2 protein-coding genes are annotated in these 628 nt (G+C 40.8%); both read right to left on the reverse strand.

What is annotated here, in order from left to right; genetic code table 11:
• Positions 1 to 361 (reverse strand): hypothetical protein (locus tag B5F77_RS15480; protein ID WP_087332356.1); only part of this gene is annotated, 361 nt, incomplete at its 3' end.
• A 61-nt stretch (positions 362 to 422) separates the two neighbouring features.
• The gene (locus tag B5F77_RS15925) at positions 423 to 617 is read right to left on the reverse strand and encodes a hypothetical protein (RefSeq protein WP_239446396.1); all 195 of its coding nucleotides are present in this window, start codon (positions 615 to 617) and stop codon (positions 423 to 425) included.
• Between the last annotated feature and the right edge of the window lie 11 nt (positions 618 to 628).

The following is a 628-nucleotide window of genomic DNA, read 5'->3' on the forward strand; positions in this document are numbered from 1 at the left end:
ATATTGAATACATTTTAGCAACTTCCTCATCCGTGGCATCTCCTGCCTCTTCAGCCCGTTCCAATTCTTTTTCCCATTCCTCATCGGTGTAATTCCGAAGAGGAAACGGTTCATCCACTAAGAAGTTCCGGGCTTCGAGCGATTGGATGTATTCCTTGTCAAAATGCTTGTACGCAAATTCCTTCGCTTTTTGATAACGCGCTTCGAAACTTTCTTTTTCGGAAGAAGCATCCAATATCCGGCTAATCTCGGAGAGCTTTTCCGGATTGGTTTCGTGAGTAATACGATTGGCAATGCTACGCTGCAAAGCATGAACCATCGAAGGTGTATAATAAGCAGCGGTCGGTTCTTTTGCTTTCATAATGAATCTGTTTTGCGCAAAGTTACGAAATGCTTTTGAGTCTTGCAACCTTTTTCTTTTCCTAACATAGCCATCCCTCTACCATTTTATCTACTTCTGTCTGCGTATAGATACGTCCAGCTTGAATATCTTCTTCGGAACGCATGATGAGTTTTCGTTCACTATCCGTTACCTTTATATTATGGCACTCTTTGAGGGGATTGAGAAAAAGAAAGGTTATTGCATTAAAGTAAAACGTAATCCTGTAATATGTAATGTCCTTTCGTT

It is taken from the genome of Parabacteroides sp. An277, from assembly GCF_002159645.1.
Classification (GTDB): domain Bacteria; phylum Bacteroidota; class Bacteroidia; order Bacteroidales; family Tannerellaceae; genus Parabacteroides.